The organism is Paenibacillus sp. FSL R5-0341 (genome assembly GCF_037975235.1).
Lineage (GTDB): Bacteria > Bacillota > Bacilli > Paenibacillales > Paenibacillaceae > Paenibacillus > Paenibacillus amylolyticus_A.
In genome coordinates this window covers 4,349,173-4,368,154 of the sequence record NZ_CP150241.1, presented here as the reverse complement: position 1 = coordinate 4,368,154, position 18,982 = coordinate 4,349,173, and the positions used below count along the sequence as shown (strand labels likewise).

Genomic DNA, 18,982 nt, shown 5'->3' with positions numbered 1-18,982 from the left:
TATGGAGATTGCCAAGGTCATTGTCGATGTTCCTGTGAAGGAAACAGACCGGCCGTTTGATTACCTGGTACCTGAATCTATGAGGGAATGGATCGAGATTGGCAGCCGGGTGGGTGTGCCTTTTGGTCATCGGACGGTGCAGGGATTCGTGATTGATCTTGTTCCGCGTACCGGGGAGGAAACATTCAGGCTGAAGCAGATCCAGGAGTTGCTGGACATTGTTCCCCCATTATCAAAGGATTTGGTTGAACTGGCCGAATGGATGAGTGGACGTTATGCCAGTAACCGGATTTTGTCATTGCAGGTTATGGTGCCGACGGCATTGAAGGGGAAAGCGGAACGATACATCTCGCTGGGAGATGCACTTGATGGACAGATGGCGGGTGCACAACCGGATGATGAGGTGTTATTTGTTTGGGGAGAAGAGTCTACGACCGAGAAGGTGCAGCAGGATATCATCCGTTTTGTCAAAAGTCGGGGTCAGGTACCCTTGCAACAACTCAGTCGGAAATATCCCAATCATGCTGCGCTAATTAAGAAACTATTGCTTGGTGGTGTGCTGCTGGAGAGTCAGGCCATCAAGGACAAGCTGAATAAGAAAACGATGAAGTCCGTTGATCTGGCTGTAGATATTGCTGCTGCTCAGGAAGCACTTGCTTCATTCCCGGCGAAAGCACAGCGGCAGAAGGAGATTCTTGCTTTTTTGCTAGAAATGAAAGAGCTGCTGCCTATGCCGATGAAAGAAGTATTGTCTACACTGCAGGTATCGGCCGCAACAATCAAAGGTCTTGAGGAAAAGGGACTGATCGTAACCGAGGATGTTGAGGTCTTTCGTGACCCTTATCAGGGCAGGAGGTTCAAAGCGACTGAACCTCTGGTTCTGACCGATGAGCAAAAACATGTCTATGACAGTATCAATGGCCGATTGCAGGAACAACGCCATGGGGTATTTTTGCTGCATGGTGTCACAGGCAGCGGTAAAACAGAAGTCTATCTCCAGACTATTCAACGATGCATCGAGCAGGATCGCCAGGCCATCGTATTGGTGCCCGAGATTGCACTGACCCCGCAGATGGTAGAACGTTTCAAAGGTCGCTTCGGTGATCAGGTTGCGGTCATGCACAGTCGTCTGTCAGGCGGTGAACGTTATGATGAATGGCGCAAGATTCGTGAGGGCCAGGTGAAGGTTGCGATTGGTGCGCGTTCAGCCGTATTTGCTCCGTTCAGTCGGCTTGGGCTGATCATTATGGATGAGGAGCACGAGACTTCCTACAAACAGGAGGAAACTCCGAAATATCATGCCCGGGATGTAGCGGTAAAAAGAGCACAGCAGCATCAGGCCGTGGTGGTTCTGGGTTCAGCGACACCTTCGCTGGAAAGTTATTATGCAGCACGCTCGCAGAGTAACGATGATTTTGCACCACTCTTGCTGGAGATGCCGACACGGGCATTGGGTAACAAGCTGCCTGAAGTGCGAATCGTTGACATGCGCGAAGAGTTGAAGGATGGCAACCGTTCCATGTTCAGTAGAGCTTTGCATAAAGGGCTGGAGGAGCGCTTGGAACGTGGCGAACAGACGGTGCTTCTGCTGAATCGCCGTGGATATTCGACCTTTGTCATGTGCCGAAGTTGTGGATATGTAGCAGGTTGTCCCGAATGTGATATTTCATTGACGTATCATCAGCGCTCGAATAATCTCCGTTGTCATTACTGCGGGTATGCGGAAGCGGCTCCTGAAGTGTGTCCAGATTGTGGAAGTGAGCATATTCGATACTTTGGTACAGGTACACAGCGGGTCGAGGAAGAGCTTGCGAAGCTCTTTCCGGGCATTCGGGTCATTCGGATGGATGTGGATACGACAACGGAAAAAGGGGCTCACGAGAAGCTGCTGAAACAGTTTCGTGAGAAAAAAGCAGACGTGTTGCTAGGCACCCAGATGGTTGCGAAGGGACTTGATTTCCCGGATGTAACCCTGGTTGGCGTCATAACAGCGGATTCAGCACTGAATTTACCTGATTTTCGTGCTGCCGAAAAAACGTTTCAGTTGCTAACACAGGTGGCTGGCCGAGCCGGTCGTCACCAATTGCCTGGTGAAGTGTTTGTTCAGTCCTATACGCCGGAACACTACTCTATTGGGCATGCGAGTCAGCATGACTATGTGTCGTTTGTACGCGAGGAGTTGCTACACCGTCGCAATCTGCAATATCCACCTTACTGTCGCCTGATTCTGGTGACCTTTTCGCATGAACAGCTTCCGGTATTGATTCGTCTTGCCGAGAACTACACGCGAATATTGAAGGAAAAGGCTAATGCAGCCGGATGGCTTGGCAGTCTTGATCGTTTCAGTAATGATGCTTTTGATGTACTGGGACCAGTAGCTTCCCCGATTCCACGGATCAAGAATAGATACAGATTCCAATGTATGATAAAATGGCGGGGGGATGTAGACGCCATCGGACTCGCACTGGCAACAGCCCGGCGCATGGACGATGATGTTCAGGCGCAAAAACTACTCATTAGTCTGGATGTAGACCCGCAAATGTTAATGTAAGCATTTTGCAGCAATGCGGATGTATACAAGCGGTATAAACATAGATTAAAAATGAATACACCAAAAATAAAGAATATCGTCCTGAAATTATGATGAGGATTAGGAAGGTGCTTACAACATGTCGATTCGCATTATCGTTCAAGAACCAGATGAGGTGCTCCACAAGAGAGCCAAAGAAGTACCGAAAATTACACCGAATGTACAAAAATTGCTGGATGACATGGCTGATACCATGTACGATGCGGAAGGTGTAGGTCTTGCTGCGCCACAGGTCGGCATTTTGAAACGTCTGATCGTTATTGACGCCGGTGATGAGCAAGGACTGATCAAGATGATTAACCCTGAGATTATCGCAAGTGAGGGAGAGCAATTCGGACCGGAAGGTTGTCTGAGTATCCCTGGAATTAATGGTGACGTTCGTCGTTTTGAGACCGTTACTGTCAAGGGTTTGGATCGTGAAGGCAACGAGTTGATTATTACGGGTAGTGGCCTGCTGTCCCGTGCATTCCAGCATGAAATTGATCATCTGGATGGCGTACTCTTCACGGATATCGCCGAGAAAGTGTACGAAATTGCAGCCGATCAAACGGGACCGCGTCGTAATTAAGGAGTGATCGATTTGAATATTGTTTTTATGGGAACACCTGGATTTGCAGTTCCTTCTCTCGATATGCTGATTGCAGAGGGATACAATGTGGTGGGTGTGGTGACTCAACCTGATAAACCACAGGGGCGCAAAAAAGTACTTACGCCAACACCGGTTAAGGCCGCAGCAGAACGCTACGGTCTGCCGGTGTTTCAACCTGTTAAATTGCGTGATCCGGAAGCCGTAGCCCGCTTGGCTGAATGGAAGCCGGACCTGATCGTTACCGCGGCATTTGGGCAGATTCTGCCCAAAGCCGTGCTGGATATGCCTGTTCGCGGTTGTGTGAACGTGCATGGCTCTCTTTTGCCGAAATATCGGGGAGGAGCCCCGATCCAACGTTCCATTATTAACGGGGAATCCGTGACAGGAGTCACATTAATGTATATGGCTGAAGGCCTGGATACGGGAGATATGATCTCGTATGTGCAACTGCCGATTACAGATGAAGATACATCAGGAACGATGTTTGACAAACTAAGTGAGGCTGGCTCCAGATTGCTACTGGCTGAAATGCCACGATTGATTGCTGGCGAAACAACGGCGGTCCCTCAGGATGATGCCGAGGCTTCGTATGCGCGTAATCTGACTCGGGAAGACGAGAAGATGGACTGGAGTCGTACATCACGCGAATTGTTCAATCAGATTCGTGGTCTTGTGCCGTTCTCGGGTGCATTTACGATGTGGGATGATCAGGTCTTCAAAGTCTGGGCAGCCGCTAATCCGGATCATTCGAACATAACCTCTTCTTCGGATGCTGGACAAGCAGAGCCGGGAACGGTGCTGCAGTTGAATAAGGCAGGTATTGAAGTATGTACAGGCAATGGATCTCTCTGGTTGACTGAGGTGCAACCTGCGGGTAAAAAGGTGATGCAAGCTGCTGACTTTGCTCGTGGCGGTACACTGAAACCTGGAACGGTGTTGCGATGAGTGGTAATACATCAGGACGTTCGTCAGGACAAGGTCATAAAGTCACAGGAAATGCATCCGGGCGCGAAAGAAACCGCCGTCCGAATTCGGGAAAATCGGGTGGTCATGGAAATGTGTCTACACCCCATTCTGCCTCAGGTGGTGCATCTCGCTCCCAGAAACCCAAAACGTCTGCTCGTGCATTGGCAGTCAAGGTTCTGAGTGCTGTTGAGCAAGATGGAGCATACAGTAATCTGGAGTTGAACCGTCGTCTGAGAGAGGCGGATTTAAGCCCTGCGGATGCTGGACTAGCTACTGAATTGGTGTACGGAACAATCGCCAGATTGAATACACTTGATTATTTCTTGGAACGTTACGTTGCCAAGGGAGTATCCAAACTGCAACCTTGGGTTCGTAGCCTGCTTCGGATCAGCGTATATCAGATGATATACCTGGATCGTATTCCAGAACATGCGGTGGTGAGCGAAGCGGTTAATCTGGCGAAGAAACTGGGCCATCAGGGAATCTCGGGCATGGTGAATGGTGTGCTGCGCAATATGATTCGTAATCGGGATGAACTTCGTATTCCTGAGCATCTGCCAGCTGCCGAGCGTATTTCACTGGAGCATTCTCACCCGTTATGGATGGTTGAGCGCTGGATTGCCCAGTACGGTGAGGAGACGGCTGAAGCCATCTGTCGTGCGAATAACGAGCCGCCAGCGGTGAGTGTTCGGGTCAACACTACAATGACCACACGGGAGAAGCTGATGCATGAGATGACCAGCACAGGTGCAGTCGTTGAAGCTTCTCAGCTGAGTTCCGATGGAATTCTTGTACGCAGTGGCGGAAATATGGCACTAACGTCCTGGTATCGGGATGGCTTGTTCTCTGTACAGGACGAAAGTTCCATGCTCGTAGCTGAAGCGGTTGCGCCGGAAGAAGACCAACTTATATTGGATTGCTGCGCAGCTCCAGGTGGTAAAACAGCTCATATGGCGGAGAAAATGCACGATCGTGGTCGTATTGTCGCTAACGATGTACATGCTCACAAGCGCCAGCTGATCCTGGATCAGGCGGAGCGTCTTGGTCTGAGTTGCATCGATGCTGTAACGGGAGATGCCCTTGATCTGAACGAGCGGTACCCGGAAGCGTCGTTTGATCGCATTTTGCTGGATGCACCATGTTCCGGTCTGGGTGTTATTCGCCGCAAGCCAGATGTAAAATGGACTAAATCCGTAGAAGATATCGAAGATATCGCAGGCTTACAGCGTGAACTGCTTAATCGGGTTGCGCCGTTGTTAAAACCAGGGGGTATTCTGGTGTATAGTACGTGTACCATTGAGCCTGCTGAGAATGAGGTTATGGTTGCAGACTTCTTGAACCGACATCCGGAATATCGTCCAGCAGAAGCATTGGTTTGGTCCGAATCCGAGACAATGAACTTGAAGGTTGTGAACGGTGGTATTCAGATTTTGCCACAGTACGCTCACAGCGACGGATTTTTCATCGCACGGTTGACAAAAACAGTATAATAACAGTTTAATAGAGCACGGAAGGATGACCGCCGAGGGGAACTTCGGCGGATTTCTTTGTGATGGGCCTTCGATATAATTGTCAGAGAAAAGTGATGACAGGGTGCGATGGTCGCATTGAGGTGTTATAATGCATGAAGTACAGATATCAAGGGTATACATGGATGTAACGTGGTCTTTGTGATAGAATAGGACGAATGGAACGAAAAGAAGGAAGCCAAACGAAAAGAAAAGAAGGAATAGGTGTTGACAACAAAATGAAACCTTTTATATATGATTATTCCCTGGAAGAACTGCAGCAATGGGCTGTGGAGAATGGGGAACCGGCGTTTCGCGGTGGTCAAATCTTTGACTGGATTTATGTAAAACGCGTGAATGATTTCAGTGAAATGACGAATCTGTCCAAGCCATTGCGTGAAAAGCTGACAGAGCAATTTGAATTTGTAACGCTTAAGGAAATTACTAAATTTGAATCCAAGGATGGAACGGTTAAATTCCTCTTTGGTCTTCATGACGATCATGCTATTGAGACAGTAATCATGAAGCATAACTACGGGAACAGCATCTGTGTAACCACACAGGTTGGATGTCGGATTGGTTGTACGTTCTGTGCATCCACATTGGGTGGTCTCAAGCGTAATCTTACGGCTGGGGAGATTGTTGCTCAGGTTGTTCAGGCTCAGAAAATTCTCGACGAACGCGGCGAGCGTGTCAGCAGCATCGTGATCATGGGTTCGGGTGAACCTTTTGAGAACTATGAAGCAACGATGACTTTCCTGCGCATTATGATCCATGAAAAAGGACTGAACATTGGTCAGCGCCACATCACGGTATCAACGAGCGGAATCGTTCCGAACATCTACAAGTTTGCAGATGAAGACACACAGATTAACCTTGCTATTTCGATCCATGCACCAAATGATGCACTGCGCTCGAAATTGATGCCGGTTAACCGTCGTTTTCCTTTTGAAGATGTGATGGAGTCCCTTCGTTATTATCTGGCTAAAACAGGTCGAAGAATTACGTTTGAGTATGCACTTATTGGTGGGGTAAACGATCAGCCAGAGCATGCAGCAGAATTGGCAAGTGTGCTTAAAAACATGTTGTGTCACGTGAATCTGATTCCGGTTAACCATGTACCTGAACGCAAGTACGTAAGAACATCGAGAAGTGACATTTTCAATTTTCAGAAGATTCTCTCGGAACAGGGTGTTAATGTAACCATTCGTCGTGAACAGGGACATGATATTGCTGCCGCTTGCGGTCAGCTTCGTGCAAAGCATATGGAGTTGAGGTGAGAACGTTTTGATCAAAACAGTTCATGTGAGCCATATCGGACGAGTGCGTTCGGTGAATGAAGATTCAGCCTGGATTCGTAATCTCGATACAGGATATATTCTGGGTATTGTTGCCGATGGCATGGGTGGACATCTTGCAGGGGATACGGCAAGCCGCTTGGCAGTGGAGACGTTGGTGAACGATCTGGGAACGCTGGAACCAGGTCTGTCACATGCGTCTCTGTCTGCAGCCCTCAGCGATGCTATTTTGCATGCCAACGAAGTTATCTTCCGCACGGCATCTACAGATGACAAGTATCACAACATGGGTACAACGGTGGTTGCGGCATTATTGAACGATACGGAAGGTGTTATTGGCCACATCGGTGATAGCAGAGCCTACAAAATTGCGAATAAAGCTGTAATCCAGTTGACCGAGGACCATACACTGGTGAATGAATTGTTCAAAAATGGCCAGATCAGCAAAGAGGATGTGTCACATCATCCCCGTCGCAACGTGCTAACTCGTGCGCTTGGAACAGATGCCGAGGTGAAGGTAGACCTGGATACCGTCAAGCTGGAAGAAGGCGAAGTTCTTCTTCTGTGCAGTGATGGTCTCAGTAACCTCGTCAGCAATGAGCAGATTATTCAGGTTGCCGGCAATCTGGAACTGGCATTGGAAGATCGTGCAGACCGATTACTTCAGTTGGCTTTACTTGCTGGGGGAGACGACAACATCACGGTTGCCTTGTTCGAGTTGCAGAAGGAAGGTTCCGTGGATACGGAAACGGGGTGTGAGTCATGATTGGGCATCAGCTAGGCGGACGCTATGAAGTGATTGAGCGTGTCGGCGGTGGCGGCATGGCTCTCGTGTACAAAGCCCAGGATCTTCTGCTGAACCGGAATGTAGCGATCAAAGTCCTTAGACAACAGTTTGTGCATGATGAAGAGTTTATTCGCCGTTTCCGCAGGGAAGCACAATCGGCCGCATCACTGTCTCACCCGAATGTAGTCAGTATATATGACGTGGGGCAGGAAGATGATGTTCATTATATTGTGATGGAGTATGTGGAAGGCAAAAACCTGAATGAAATTATAAAAGAACGTGCGCCTCTGCAGGTGGATGAATCGGTGCGAATTGCTTCCCAGATTGCAGATGCTCTTGATCATGCACATCATAATCAAATCATTCATCGGGATATCAAACCCCATAATATATTAATTGGACGGAATGGCCGCGTGAAGGTAACGGATTTCGGGATCGCGCGTGCCGTTACATCTACAACGATTACGCAGACGGGTTCTGTAGTCGGTTCTGTACATTACTTCTCACCAGAGCATGCCAAAGGCATCGTTACTGGCGAAAAATCGGACTTATATTCTCTTGGGATCGTACTCTACCAAATGCTGACTGGGCAACTTCCGTTTCTGGGAGAAAGTCCAATCAGTGTGGCATTGAAGCATTTGCAGGAAGAATTCGATGAACCACGTAAATTCAATCCATTGATTCCGCAAAGTGTGGAAAATGTCATTCTGAAATCGATGCGTAAAAATCCGCAGGAACGTTATCAGTCGGCCAAAGAAATGCAAACCGATCTGGAAACTTGCCTGATGCCGGAGAGACGCAATGAAACGAAGATTGATTTTCCGGATGAGGATGATATAGACCAGACTCGCGTTATGCCAGCCATCAAACCTGAGCCACGCGGAGTTACATCGACGGGTGCAGTGCCTGTGATGGAGTCTGATGAAGCAACTGGCAAGGGTAAGGCGAAAGTTAAGAACTGGAAGAAGCCAACATTACTCATTTCATTAACTGTTCTTATTCTAATCGCCATGGTGGGCGTTGTATGGTATGTCAAGGGTATGCTAGTTGTGCCTGAAGTTACCGTACCTAACGTGATCACCCAGACGGAAGAAAAGGCTCGGGAAATGCTTGAGGAGAAAGGGCTTGTCGTCAGTGATGAGGTCATCCGTTTGTATAAGGAAGATGTCGAACCCGGCATAGTCTTTGACCAGAGCAGAAAAGAAGGCGATGTCGTCAAAGAAGGCTCCGAGGTCCAGATCAGTGTTGGTGCAGAAAAAGAACTGGTGAAGATGATTGATGTCAAACAAGAGACTTACGATGAGGCTGTTAAGAAATTAACTGCGCTTGGCATTAAGGAAGATCAGATTCAGCGGAAAGATGAGTTCTCCAATGATGTGGCTTCAGGTACTGTTATTTCCCAGACACCTGGTGTCAATGAGGAATTCGATCCTGAGATCGTTCAGATTGAGTTAACCGTAAGTAAAGGTACCGAAACGGTCAAAATGCCTGATCTGAAAAATCTTACCCGCAGTGAAGCCGAAGAAAAACTGAAATCTGCTGGACTTGTGCTTGCTCAGGTGCAGGAAGAATCAAGTTATACGGTGGACCAGGGCAAGGTGACTCAGCAATGGCCTGTGGAAGCGGGCACAGAGGTGAGTCCTGGTGATAAAATTACCATCTTTATCAGTACAGGGTATCCGCCTGAAGCGCTGCAATATCCTTTTAATATCAATGTATCACCCAAAGAAGAGGGCAAAAACAGTAAAATCCGTATCACATATGAAGACGCACGCGGCAAAAATCAGGAATGGGGAACTCGCACTGTGAACTCAACCCAGACCTTGACCATTCCGCTTGTGCTCGCTCCAAATGAAAATGGGGCTGTGTCCGTATATCGTGATGGACAGTTCCTGGATACGTATCTTGTCTCCTACAGTGAAGCCAAAAACGGAACAGTAAACGTACCTTCCATTGACCCGGAACAAAGCACGCAGACGCCGCCAGAAAATGAGCCTGACCCAGGTGAAGGCAACGTAGATGAGGGCAGTGTTGATCCCAATCAGGAAGGTGAGCCTGAGTCCACACCGGCAGATGGTGAGGGTGACAGCGGAGATGAAGACACTTCAGCCATGAATAATGGTAAAGGGCACGGCAAGGAAAAAGAGAAGAAAAAGGAAGTCATCAACGCATCAAGCCGTCCATAAGGGCGGCTTATGCTGGCGTCTGGAGTAAATGTACCACCATCTAAAGGAGGGCGACGGAGCTATGCCAGAAGGTATCATCGTTAAAGCGCTAAGCGGTTACTATTATGTCATGCCAGTGGAAGACAACGGGGTTCCTTCGGTTGAAGGTTCCGCCGTTCAATGTCGAGCCAGAGGTATCTTCAGAAAACGAGGAACGTCACCGCTTGTAGGTGACCGTGTCAGCTACATGTTGACTGAAAACGGAGAAGGAACGGTAGATGAAATCCGGAAGCGTGAGACAGAACTCATCCGTCCTCCGGTGGCCAACGTAAGTTTGGCTGTTCTGTTATTCTCAGTGAAAGAACCGGATATGAACCTGAATCTGTTGGACAAGTTCCTCGTTCACATCGAGCAAGCTGGACTGGATGCTCTGATTGTGCTGACCAAGCAGGATTTGGCTGATCCAGCCAAAGACACTGTTGCTGAAGTGAAAGCATTGTATGAACAGGTTGGTTACGAAGTGATTTCCACAAGTTCACGTACCGGCGAAGGCAGTGAACTGCTCAGGGACCGTCTCGCTGGTAAGATTAGCGTATTCTCTGGTCAATCCGGTGTAGGAAAGTCGTCCATGTTAAATGCATTGATGCCAGGCCTGACGCTGGAGACGAGTGCGATCAGCATGCGTCTAGGACGAGGGAAACACACCACCAGGCACGTGGAGCTTATTCCTTTGGATAATGGTGGATTCGTTGCGGATACGCCAGGATTCAGCCAACTGGACTTTCTGGAGATCGGTGTGGAGGAACTCTCCACTTGTTTCCGGGAATTTGCCCAGTTTGCAGATCAGTGCAAATTCCGAGGTTGTACCCATACACATGAACCAGGCTGCCGTGTGCTTGCGGCCAAGGAGGAAGGTCTGATCTCCGAAAGCCGATATCAGCACTATGTGCTGTTCCTGACCGAAATGAAAGATAAGAAGCGGAGGTATTAACATGATTAAAATTGCCCCATCGATATTATCAGCTGATTTTGCCCGACTTGGTGCTGAAGTTGCAGAAGCCCAAGCTGCAGGAGGAGACTGGATTCATGTTGACGTTATGGACGGTCATTTCGTCCCTAATATTACGCTTGGACCTGCGATTGTGAAGGCGATCGCTCCACATACAAGCTTGCCGCTTGATGTGCACTTGATGATTGAGAATCCTGAGCGTTATGTTGAGGAATTTGCCAAAGCGGGAGCAGCGGTAATTACTGTTCATGCTGAGGCTTGTGTGCATCTGCACCGGGTTATTCATCTGATCAAGGAGCAAGGAGTGAAGGCAGGGGTTGCCCTTAATCCGGGAACGCCAGCGTCAGCCATTCTCGAAGTTCTGGATGATGTAGATATGGTTCTTGTTATGACGGTAAATCCTGGCTTTGGCGGACAGGCATTTATCTCGGGTACCATGAACAAAATCAAGCAGATTCGTACCTGGTTGAACGAAAAGGGACGCCATGATGTACATATCGAAGTGGATGGCGGAATTGCTGCCGATACAGCCCCGCTTGTGGTGGAAGCTGGAGCGGATGTACTGGTTGCCGGAAGTGCCGTATTTGGTCGTGAAGATCGTGCTGCCGCGATAACTGAAATCCGTCGTAGCTACGGAGGCTGATCTATGACCCTCAAGGAGACGCTGTGGACGATGGCTGCGAGTCTCGCGACGGGACTTGTGCTTGCTTTGTTTGCGGTTATTCAATCCCCGTATAATGCCATTACGTCATTGATCGGGGTGGGCGTTGTTATTATGTATTTCCGCAAATTTGATCGTACGGGACATCGGGTTACTTTTGTCATATTCAGCATACTGTATTATTTACTGAGTGTTTTCATGATCGCTGTCTATCAATACATTCCTCCCCAAACGTAAATGACCTGATCTTCGGGCTTGTCATTGTGGAATAGGGATCGAAGGTTCCGCATAAATATGGTTACATGAGCAGGTTTCTCATGTAGCCTTTTTTGTCGTGTTAGAGGTAAAGAAGGCCTGAAGCATAGGATACGGCGGACGCATGAGCATGATGGGGAGGGTGAATTATGAAATTTTACACATTCAAACTGCCGAAGTTTTTGGGAGGGTTTGTAAAGGCGATTCTTAATACGTTTCAAAAGAACTGATCAGATTGATAAGGTAACAGGGAATACCGCCGTTTTGGCTCAGGCTTATCTGGAATTCGTACCTGCGAAGTGTCATGCGGCGGCCATTCACATGTTCATGAGCGTATTCAAGAATCCCTTTTTTGAATACCAAAAAAGCACCTGCAAGGAACAAGGTGCTTTTTGCTTACCCGATTTATAGTAGCTTTGCGTGATTATACGCGAGTCACTTTACCGGCTTTCAGTGCACGGGTGCTTACGTATACACGTTTTGGTTTACCGTCAACGAGAATGCGGACCTTCTGAACGTTTACGCCCCAAGTACGACGGTTACGGTTGTTAGCGTGGGATACGTGGTTACCGGTGCCCGGTTTCTTACCTGTCACATAACATTTGCGAGACATAGATTACACCTCCTATCCTAAAATAACCAGTTGCCTTCAGAAACGATAAGTCATTCCATAAGGACTAAATTGTTCTTCCTGACCAAGAAGATCAGGTTTCAGTAGCTAATGGTGTTGTTTAAGCCGGCATGACCGGATCATTTCCATTACTTAACCTGCATAAAACAATACTTGAATATAATATCATAATCAAAAAAGCTTCGTCAACTGATCCAAAAACTTTATTTATTTCTCCTGTCTAATATAGTACAATGTTGAATAGTCCATAATACAGTGGTGAACAGGCTGTTGCCGCGAGGAAGTCGGAGAATAAACCGTACTTAGAGGTCGGTGGTCTGCTTTTTGGCAACGCTGTGAGCTGCGGCATTCCATCATTGGCACCAGTCTCCATGCGGCATTCATGCCGGCTCTTGATACCGGTGCATATCCGTATGCCCCGAAGTTAGGGGTGCAGAGAGTGCAGGATATTGGTAGCCCGGCCGCCCAGACCGTTAATCCGGCTGACATTATGTATTGTATGCCTGTGCCGGACAAGGTATGGACGAAGAATAACGCAGTCCGCGTTAGCGCATGAACAGACCAGACACATCTTGGTGCAAGGTGTTCGTGTATCAAGCTAGGAAGGGGAATTCTCACTTGAGTATACGTTCTTTAAATGGAACAGATTTCACCGCAATGGTACTTGCCGGAGCGGAACAACTTGGACAGCATGCAGAGCACGTCAATTCCCTGAATGTTTTCCCTGTGCCAGATGGTGACACGGGAACGAACATGAATTTGACAATGAGTGCAGGAGTTGCAGAGATTAAAAGAAAAAGTTCTGCCTCCATCGGCGAAGCTGCCGGTATTTTATCGAAAGGCTTGCTTATGGGCGCACGGGGAAATTCGGGAGTTATTCTATCGCAATTGTTCCGTGGATTTAGTCGTTCAGCTGCTCCCTATGAGGAACTGAATACGCTCCAATTTGCAGCAGCCCTGCAGAACGGTGTTGACGCAGCTTACAAAGCTGTCGTAAAGCCCGTTGAAGGGACCATTCTTACCGTAGCCAAGGAAGCGGCCAAACATGCCAATTACTACGCAAGACGGACGAATGATATTACTGAATTAATGAATGAAGTTTTGTTAAAAGCAAAAGAAGCACTGGCAATGACTCCGGAATTACTGCCTGTACTGAAACAGGTTGGTGTTGTGGATTCAGGTGGTCAGGGGCTTGTATATATCTACGAAGGCTTTATGGAAGTATTGCTTCAAAGTGACGGAGTGAATCGTACTTCTTTGAAGAAAGAAGTAACTCCATCCGTGGCAGCATCTGCTTTGAAACCGTCTGCACCGGCAGAAGTGGTTGTCAAGAAGCCTGCACAGCAGCAGGTGATTGCACCAGAGATGCCATTGTCCGCTCAGGCGAGATTGGAAACGGAAGATATTGAATTCCTGTATGACATGGAATTTTTCATTAATCGTGAGCTTGGAGAGAACGCAGGAGTGGCATTCGATGACGAGGCATTCCGGAAAGCGTTGTCAGTAAATGGGGATTCGATCATTATCATTGCCGATGATGAAGTGATCAAAGTTCATGTCCATTCCAAGACACCAGGCGATGTATTAAACCTGGCACTTCAATATGGTGAAATCACACAGATTCATATTCTGAATATGCGTGAACAGCATCGGGATCTGCTGACAGCAGGCATGGACATCGCTCCTTCACCTGAATTGTTTGCAGAGATTCCACCTGAGGCAGCGCGTAGCCTGGAAGAGGCTGTGCTTCCTGCGGATGAGATGGCACCGTACGGTTTTATTGCGGTATCCTCCGGTGACGGTATTGCAGAGATTTTCCAAAGTCTGGGCGTCGATGTCGTTCTATCTGGTGGACAGACGATGAATCCAAGTACGGAGGATTTTGTAAAAGCCGTTCGTTCCATTGCTGCGGAGCAGGTATTTATACTCCCGAACAATTCTAACATTGTACTGGCTGCCGAGCAGGCTCGTGAATTGCTTGAAGACGAACGTCGGATTACGGTCATTCCAAGCAAGACCATTCCACAGGGAATGGCTGCTGCTTTTGCTTTCCAGGAAGATGAATCTGCGGAAACGAACCGTGACCAGATGCTCGAGGCGATTAGCCGGGTACAGTCCGGTCAAGTGACTCATGCGGTTCGCGATACGCAATATGATGAACTGGATATCAAAGCGGGGCACTACATCGGTATTCATAACTCCAAAATTGTAGCGACGGATGAAACCATGCTTCAAGCATGTGAAGGTCTGCTCAAGCAGATGATGGAGAGTGGTGATGAAGTGGTGACGATCCTTGAAGGGGAAGAAGCTGACCCTGAGGTTACCGCTGCCCTCGCTGCATGGCTTGAAGAACAGTATCCTGATGCTGAGGTAGAGGTACATCTTGGAGGACAGCCGGTGTATTATTATCTGTTCTCCGTAGAGTCCTAAAATAAAGGGATTGTTCAAAAAGTACCAATTGATCACGAAGTAGCTCATGAAGCAAACTCGACATCGAATCTTGCGTTCACCTTCGGAGTCCGGTGCTCATGTAGGTTTGCCTACACTCCGCTCCTCCTCCTTCAGGTTCTCGCAACCTTCTCGGTGCTGAATCGTTGACTTTTTGAACATGTATTAATAGCACTCTAGCGAAGAGGAGGAGAGTCATGAGCCACAAGGTTGCAATTGTAACGGACAGTACGGCAGATATTCCCGAAGAACTCATTCGCAAATACGGGATTCACATTGTTCCGCTGCGTGTTCTGTTCGGGGAAGAAACCTATGCAGACGGCGTTGATCTGACTTCGGAACAGTTCTATGAAAAATTGAAGAAGAGTTCTGTGTTGCCTACAACTTCACAGCCATCTCCAACCGATTTCATGAATGTATATCAGGCACTGCTTGATGAGAACCCGGAACGTCCGATTGTATCGATCCACCTGTCATCCGGCATGAGTGGTACCTATCAATCGGCTATGCTCGGCAAGTCTTTGCTGGAGCGTGAGGGTGACATCACCGTGCTGGATTCGAAGTCAGCATCGTATGGATACGGTCTGATGGTAGTACAGGCTGCTGAACTTGCCGAACAGGGCAAGTCAGCAACCGAAATCGCTGCCGCTATTGAAGGGATGCAACAATCTCGTAAATTGTTCTTTCTCGTGGATACCCTTGAGTATCTGCAAAAGGGCGGTCGGATTGGCAAAGCTTCAGCCATCTTGGGAACGTTGCTTAACATTAAGCCGATCCTGTCTATTGATGAAGAAGGCGTGATCTACGCAGTTGAGAAAGTCAGAGGTCATAAAAAAGCAATGGCACGCATTATTGAACTGTTCCAGAAGGATCTCGCAGGCAAACGGGTTAACCTGGCGGTAGGTCATACCGCTGACCCGGGATCAGCAATCGCTTGTGCAGAGCAGCTGCGTGGACATTTTACACTGAATGAAGTGATCTATACCAATATTGGAGCCGTAATAGGCAGTCATGTTGGACCTGGTGTCATTGCGATCTTTATGTGGCCTGTTCCGGAATGAGGGATTAGACATGAAATTGGAAGAAATATCAGTTAAGCAAATTAACGGCGTGAGTGCTCTCAAAGAGGGAGAGCTTCACGCCTTTGGCATCTCTACTGTTAAAGACCTGCTTGAATATTATCCGTTCCGTTATGAGGATTATCGTCTGCGTTCGCTTAGTGAAGTGAAGGACGGGGACAAGATCACGGTCCAGGGACAGGTAATGGGTATTCCTGTATTACAACGATACGGCAAAAAGTCCCGTCTCACCTGTAAGATCATGACGGAAGAGTGGATGATTACCGCAACCTGGTTTAATCGCCATTTTCTCAAAGAGCAACTTACACCCAATCGGGAGATTGTAATTACAGGCAAATGGGAACAAAAACGTATGCAGATGACGGTCACTGACTCGGAGTTCCCCGATAAAGGGGATGGGCGTTCAGGCACATTGCAACCTGTATACTCGGTAACCGGCAAGCTGACGCAACAATGGATGCGCAAAACGATCAATCAGGGGTTAGTTCAATTCGGAGATATGATCCCCGAGATTCTGCCCCAATCATTGATGAAAAAATATAGTTTGATGCCACGAAAGCAGGCGATTGCAGGAATTCATCGTCCGCAGGACAACCGGGAAGGTCAGCAGGCAAGACAGCGGATGGTGTATGAAGAGCTGTTTCTATTCCAGTTGAAAATGCAGGCGTATCGTGCGTTGAATCGAAATCGCATGGATGGCGTGGTACATACTACGGATAATACGACGATTCGTGAGTTTGTACGCAGTTTACCTTTTGAACTGACAGATGCTCAGAAAAAGGTGGAGCTTGAAATTTTGCACGATATGCGTTCGCCCTATGCAATGAACCGGTTATTGCAGGGTGATGTAGGATCGGGTAAAACGGTTATTGCGGCCATTGCGCTATACACAACTGTTCGATCCGGTTTCCAAGGGGCTCTGATGGTGCCTACGGAGATTCTGGCGGAGCAGCATATGCGTTCACTGCAAAAGCTATTTGAACCGTTTGGGGTAACCGTAGGGCTCTTAACGGGCAGTGTAAATGGACGTAAACGTAAAGATCTGATCGCCTCGTTGCAAATGGGCATGATTGATATCGTGGTGGGTACACACGCCCTGATTCAGGAAGATGTTTTCTTCCGTGATCTGGGTCTTGTGGTGACGGACGAGCAGCATCGCTTCGGTGTGAATCAGCGCAGCGTTTTGAGACGCAAAGGATATAATCCGGATGTGCTGACGATGACGGCTACGCCAATTCCGCGGACACTTGCGATTACGGCTTTTGGGGATATTGAGGTATCCACGATCTCAGAACGACCGAAAGGACGGATTCCAATCTCCACGTATTGGGTCAAGCACGATATGATGGAGCGGGTGCTCGGTTTTATCTCCAGAGAAGTGGATCAGGGCCGTCAGGCCTATCTGATCTGTCCACTTATTGAAGAGTCGGAGAAGCTGGATGTGCAGAACGCGATTGATCTGCATGTGCAGATGCAGCAGAACTTTCCGAAATATCGTGTAGGTCTGCTGCATGGACGGATGACGGCTGCGGAGAAAGAAGAGATGATGCGCGACTTCTATAGCAATGATATTCAGCTGCTCGTCTCCACCACCGTTGTGGAGGTTGGGGTCGATGTGCCGAATGCCACGTTAATGGTCATTATGGATGCAGATCGTTTCGGTCTGTCCCAGCTGCATCAGCTGCGTGGTCGGGTTGGTCGTGGTGCCCATGCATCCTATTGTGTACTCATTGCTGATCCCAAGACGGAGGTTGGACAGGAGCGCATGAAGGTCATGACGGAAACCGAGGATGGATTCGAGGTATCGCGTCGGGATCTGGACCTCCGGGGTCCAGGTGATTTCTTTGGTACCAAACAGAGCGGATTGCCCGAGTTCCGTCTTGCCGACATGGTTGCAGATTTTGCTGTGTTGGAACAGGCCAGAGATGATGTATCCCAGTTGATTGCAGAAGCGGATTTCTGGACGTCTGTGGACTATACACCTCTGCGTGATTTTCTACAGCAACAGCAAGTATTTAAAGGTGATCTGATTGATTAAAGCTGCCCATGGCGGCGGGTTTTTCGTATTACCTTTGTAAAAAAAGACAAGTGTACAAGCCCTCCCGACATATGAATAAGAAGTGAGCTTATTCTTTGGGAGGTGCTGTACGTTTTGGGTTACCAACAATATGGAATCAGTCCGCAGCTGGTGGAGCGGATCAAACTAAAGATGAAAAATCCCGCTGTCAAAGAGCGTATCAAAAAGTTGATTGATGGCGTGACCAAGTCTGATCTGCAAGATAAGGCCAAGGTTAGAAGATTGGTCAAGTCTTCGGCAGTTATTATGAATGAGAATTTCTCTACGGCGCAGGAGGAGCAGTTTGTTGCTTTTGTGCTCGCACAGAAGATTGATCCGAACAATACGTTTCATCTGATTAAGCTGTGGGGGATGTTTAGGTAGGGATTCGATGTCATGTTGGGTGGGGTAAAATGAACTACAGGGTGTTACACGTGACCACTCCGAGTGCAGTACCATCTTCCGATCACTGTTATCCCCGGATTTTTTTGGATTCCCTTTTCTAAAGGGTAAAATCCGGGGATAAAGGCGCACGCTTCGCTTCTTCAGATTGGTTCTGCACTCTCCGTTACTGTGTAGCTGGAGTTCATTTTATAAAAAACCAAATTACATCGAATGATTGTGTGGTAATGTAAGAAGGGGTGTTCCATTAGTCATGTATGACATGATGGAACACCCCTTTTTTGTGGTGAAGGCATGCTATAGAGGGGTTAGTGGAGCTTTACATTGAGTGTTTATATGTATTTTATCTTTTGGTACTCTTGCTTCTATCCTGGAAAGAGCTGATGAATATTAAAGTTATGATTAGAACTACAATTATAATGCTGTTGTATGGAATTTCTTTGAGGATGTAGTCCTGTACAATTAAAGTCAGGATTGAAATAAATAAAATAATTTGCAGGACAAGCCATGTGGACCGATCAGGATCCTTGGATCGTCT

At 48.0% G+C, this 18,982-nt stretch carries 17 protein-coding genes; 16 read left to right on the top strand and 1 reads right to left on the bottom strand.

Features of this window, described 5'->3' with window-relative positions; translation table 11 throughout:
• Position 1 precedes the first annotated feature (1 nt).
• The 11 genes from priA (at position 2) to spoVM (ending at position 12,058) form a co-directional block, all read left to right on the top strand.
• The gene (gene priA, locus MKX75_RS19555; RefSeq protein ID WP_339166472.1) at positions 2–2,551 is read left to right on the top strand and encodes a primosomal protein N'; all 2,550 of its coding nucleotides are present in this window, start codon (positions 2–4) and stop codon (positions 2,549–2,551) included.
• A gap of 118 nt (positions 2,552–2,669) precedes the next feature.
• The gene (gene def / locus MKX75_RS19550) at positions 2,670–3,158 is read left to right on the top strand and encodes a peptide deformylase (protein ID WP_062835357.1); all 489 of its coding nucleotides are present in this window, start codon (positions 2,670–2,672) and stop codon (positions 3,156–3,158) included.
• A 12-nt stretch (positions 3,159–3,170) separates the two neighbouring features.
• Positions 3,171–4,124, top strand: a complete 954-nt coding sequence (gene fmt, locus MKX75_RS19545) for a methionyl-tRNA formyltransferase (RefSeq protein ID WP_339166470.1) — start codon at positions 3,171–3,173, stop codon at positions 4,122–4,124.
• Positions 4,121–5,635, top strand: a complete 1,515-nt coding sequence (gene rsmB, locus MKX75_RS19540; RefSeq protein WP_339166469.1) for a 16S rRNA (cytosine(967)-C(5))-methyltransferase RsmB — start codon at positions 4,121–4,123, stop codon at positions 5,633–5,635. The genes fmt and rsmB overlap by 4 nt, the downstream gene beginning before the upstream one ends.
• A gap of 257 nt (positions 5,636–5,892) precedes the next feature.
• Positions 5,893–6,933: a 23S rRNA (adenine(2503)-C(2))-methyltransferase RlmN gene (rlmN, locus tag MKX75_RS19535; protein WP_062836114.1), complete on the top strand. Its 1,041-nt coding sequence runs from the start codon at positions 5,893–5,895 to the stop codon at positions 6,931–6,933.
• A gap of 7 nt (positions 6,934–6,940) precedes the next feature.
• Complete coding sequence (locus MKX75_RS19530; RefSeq protein ID WP_076333313.1) at positions 6,941–7,717, top strand: Stp1/IreP family PP2C-type Ser/Thr phosphatase; 777 nt, start codon at positions 6,941–6,943, stop codon at positions 7,715–7,717.
• Positions 7,714–9,924, top strand: coding sequence for a Stk1 family PASTA domain-containing Ser/Thr kinase (gene pknB / locus MKX75_RS19525; RefSeq protein ID WP_339166466.1), 2,211 nt, complete (start codon positions 7,714–7,716; stop codon positions 9,922–9,924). Before MKX75_RS19530 ends, pknB begins: the two co-directional genes overlap by 4 nt.
• A 61-nt stretch (positions 9,925–9,985) precedes the next feature.
• A complete protein-coding gene (gene rsgA / locus MKX75_RS19520; protein WP_062835353.1) occupies positions 9,986–10,894 on the top strand; it encodes a ribosome small subunit-dependent GTPase A in 909 nt (302 codons plus the stop codon).
• A gap of 1 nt (position 10,895) precedes the next feature.
• Positions 10,896–11,555, top strand: coding sequence for a ribulose-phosphate 3-epimerase (gene rpe / locus MKX75_RS19515; RefSeq protein WP_017687456.1), 660 nt, complete (start codon positions 10,896–10,898; stop codon positions 11,553–11,555).
• Positions 11,556–11,558: 3 nt separating this feature from the next.
• Positions 11,559–11,810 carry a hypothetical protein gene (locus MKX75_RS19510; RefSeq protein WP_076333311.1) on the top strand — a complete coding sequence of 84 codons (252 nt, stop codon included), beginning with the start codon at positions 11,559–11,561 and terminating at the stop codon, positions 11,808–11,810.
• Between the two features lie 167 nt (positions 11,811–11,977).
• Complete coding sequence (gene spoVM, locus MKX75_RS19505) at positions 11,978–12,058, top strand: stage V sporulation protein SpoVM (protein ID WP_019424875.1); 81 nt, start codon at positions 11,978–11,980, stop codon at positions 12,056–12,058.
• A gap of 194 nt (positions 12,059–12,252) precedes the next feature.
• Here the strand turns inward: spoVM and rpmB are convergent, their stop codons facing one another.
• Positions 12,253–12,441: a 50S ribosomal protein L28 gene (gene rpmB / locus MKX75_RS19500; protein ID WP_017687459.1), complete on the bottom strand. Its 189-nt coding sequence runs from the start codon at positions 12,439–12,441 to the stop codon at positions 12,253–12,255.
• Positions 12,442–12,841: 400 nt separating this feature from the next.
• On the opposite strand from rpmB, the gene MKX75_RS19495 reads away from it, so the two are divergent.
• From MKX75_RS19495 to MKX75_RS19475, 5 genes are all read left to right on the top strand, one after another.
• Positions 12,842–13,015, top strand: a complete 174-nt coding sequence (locus MKX75_RS19495) for a hypothetical protein (RefSeq protein WP_175623796.1) — start codon at positions 12,842–12,844, stop codon at positions 13,013–13,015.
• Between the two features lie 62 nt (positions 13,016–13,077).
• The gene (locus tag MKX75_RS19490; RefSeq protein WP_339166464.1) at positions 13,078–14,889 is read left to right on the top strand and encodes a DAK2 domain-containing protein; all 1,812 of its coding nucleotides are present in this window, start codon (positions 13,078–13,080) and stop codon (positions 14,887–14,889) included.
• A gap of 215 nt (positions 14,890–15,104) precedes the next feature.
• Positions 15,105–15,968, top strand: coding sequence for a DegV family protein (locus tag MKX75_RS19485; RefSeq protein ID WP_076333309.1), 864 nt, complete (start codon positions 15,105–15,107; stop codon positions 15,966–15,968).
• Positions 15,969–15,978: 10 nt separating this feature from the next.
• The gene (gene recG / locus MKX75_RS19480) at positions 15,979–18,024 is read left to right on the top strand and encodes an ATP-dependent DNA helicase RecG (RefSeq protein ID WP_062835348.1); all 2,046 of its coding nucleotides are present in this window, start codon (positions 15,979–15,981) and stop codon (positions 18,022–18,024) included.
• A gap of 114 nt (positions 18,025–18,138) precedes the next feature.
• Complete coding sequence (locus MKX75_RS19475; protein WP_062835347.1) at positions 18,139–18,426, top strand: stage VI sporulation protein F; 288 nt, start codon at positions 18,139–18,141, stop codon at positions 18,424–18,426.
• The last annotated feature ends 556 nt before the right edge of the window (positions 18,427–18,982 follow it).

Excerpts from the sequence above, each read along its gene's own strand:
- priA (WP_339166472.1), top strand. The coding sequence starts at position 2 with ATGGAGATTGCCAAGGTCATTGTCGATGTTCCTGTGAAGGAAACAGAC.
- def (WP_062835357.1), top strand. The coding sequence starts at position 2,670 with ATGTCGATTCGCATTATCGTTCAAGAACCAGATGAGGTGCTCCACAAG.
- rsmB (WP_339166469.1), top strand. The coding sequence starts at position 4,121 with ATGAGTGGTAATACATCAGGACGTTCGTCAGGACAAGGTCATAAAGTC.
- rlmN (WP_062836114.1), top strand. The coding sequence starts at position 5,893 with ATGAAACCTTTTATATATGATTATTCCCTGGAAGAACTGCAGCAATGG.
- pknB (WP_339166466.1), top strand. The coding sequence starts at position 7,714 with ATGATTGGGCATCAGCTAGGCGGACGCTATGAAGTGATTGAGCGTGTC.
- rsgA (WP_062835353.1), top strand. The coding sequence starts at position 9,986 with ATGCCAGAAGGTATCATCGTTAAAGCGCTAAGCGGTTACTATTATGTC.
- rpe (WP_017687456.1), top strand. The coding sequence starts at position 10,896 with ATGATTAAAATTGCCCCATCGATATTATCAGCTGATTTTGCCCGACTT.
- MKX75_RS19510 (WP_076333311.1), top strand. The coding sequence starts at position 11,559 with ATGACCCTCAAGGAGACGCTGTGGACGATGGCTGCGAGTCTCGCGACG.
- spoVM (WP_019424875.1), top strand. The coding sequence starts at position 11,978 with ATGAAATTTTACACATTCAAACTGCCGAAGTTTTTGGGAGGGTTTGTA.
- rpmB (WP_017687459.1), bottom strand. The coding sequence starts at position 12,441 with ATGTCTCGCAAATGTTATGTGACAGGTAAGAAACCGGGCACCGGTAAC.
- MKX75_RS19495 (WP_175623796.1), top strand. The coding sequence starts at position 12,842 with ATGCCGGCTCTTGATACCGGTGCATATCCGTATGCCCCGAAGTTAGGG.
- MKX75_RS19485 (WP_076333309.1), top strand. The coding sequence starts at position 15,105 with ATGAGCCACAAGGTTGCAATTGTAACGGACAGTACGGCAGATATTCCC.
- recG (WP_062835348.1), top strand. The coding sequence starts at position 15,979 with ATGAAATTGGAAGAAATATCAGTTAAGCAAATTAACGGCGTGAGTGCT.